This is a genomic window from Rahnella ecdela (genome assembly GCF_019049625.1).
GTDB lineage: Bacteria > Pseudomonadota > Gammaproteobacteria > Enterobacterales > Enterobacteriaceae > Rahnella > Rahnella ecdela.
Map to the genome: position 1 here is coordinate 1 of NZ_JAFMOY010000068.1, position 1,160 is coordinate 1,160.

General features: G+C 46.6%; 1 protein-coding gene. It reads left to right on the plus strand.

Translation table 11 applies throughout. From position 1 onward, the window contains the following. Positions 1-105: 105 nt before the first annotated feature. Positions 106-1,143 carry an IS630 family transposase gene (locus J1784_RS00355; protein ID WP_217147589.1) on the plus strand — a complete coding sequence of 346 codons (1,038 nt, stop codon included), beginning with the start codon at positions 106-108 and terminating at the stop codon, positions 1,141-1,143. Positions 1,144-1,160: the final 17 nt, after the last annotated feature.

The window sequence follows — 1,160 nt, forward strand, 5'->3', positions numbered from 1 at the left end:
CTAAATAGCTGCGCTTAATAGTAGATCACTGAAGGGAACTCAATCCGGTTTGAGCGATCTGATCAATCGCCAAACATCACAAACCCTCACAAACCGGACTGAGTTATGCCGATCATAGCACCTATACCTCGTAATGAACGACGCCAGATGCAGAAAACCGTGCACAAAACTGCGGATAAAAACCACGCCAGACGCCTCATGGCAATGTTGATGCTACATCGTGGCGAATCTTTGACTCACGTAGCGAAAACTCTGTGCGCAGCCCGTTCTTCCGTCGGACGCTGGATTAACTGGTTCACTTTATTCGGGGTTGAAGGCCTGAAAAGTCTGCCTCCCGGACGTCAAAGAAAGTGGCCTATGGAAGCAATGCTACGCATGCTCGATTTACTGGTTCAACGTTCACCACAAGATTTCGGCTATCTGCGTTCTCGATGGAGCACTGAGATATTAACGATTGAAATTAATAAACTATTTAATGCGACGTTACATCCAGGCTCGCTTCGTCGCTGGTTACCGGGGGCTGGGATTGTCTGGCGCAGAGCGGCTCCGACACTCCATATTCGTGATCCTCAGAAAGAGGAAAAACTGGCAGCGATGAGTGCAGCGTTAGAAAAAAACTGTGCCGATCATCCCGTATTTTACGAGGATGAAGTGGATATCGATTTGAATCCAAAAATTGGCGCTGACTGGCAGAAAAAAGGGCAGCAAAAACGCATCCCAACGCCAGGACAGAACCAAAAGCATTACCTTGCCGGAGTGCTGCATGCCGGGACAGGAAGAGTGGATTATGTGAGTGGCACAAGTAAGGACTCAGGTTTATTTATCAGGATGTTAAGTCAGTTGAGAAGCATATATCGCAGTGCAAAAACGCTCACGCTAATCGTTGATAACTATATCATCCACAAGAGCAAAAAGACGCTGAAGTGGTTGAAGGAGAATCCAAAGTTTATTGTTATTTATCAGCCAGTTTACTCACCGTGGGTGAACAGGATAGAGCTTTTATGGCTGGCATTACATGAAACAATCACGCGTAATCATCGCTGCCGGACAATGTGGCAGTTACTGAAAAATGTCAGACAGTTTATGAAATCAGCTTCACCTTTCCCCGGCAGTCAACACGGGTTAACAAAAGTGGAGCGGTAATAGGCGCAGCTATTTAG

What these genes read in the sequence shown, in the direction of transcription:
- J1784_RS00355 (WP_217147589.1), top strand. Translation starts at nt 106, where the DNA reads ATGCCGATCATAGCACCTATACCTCGTAATGAACGACGCCAGATGCAG.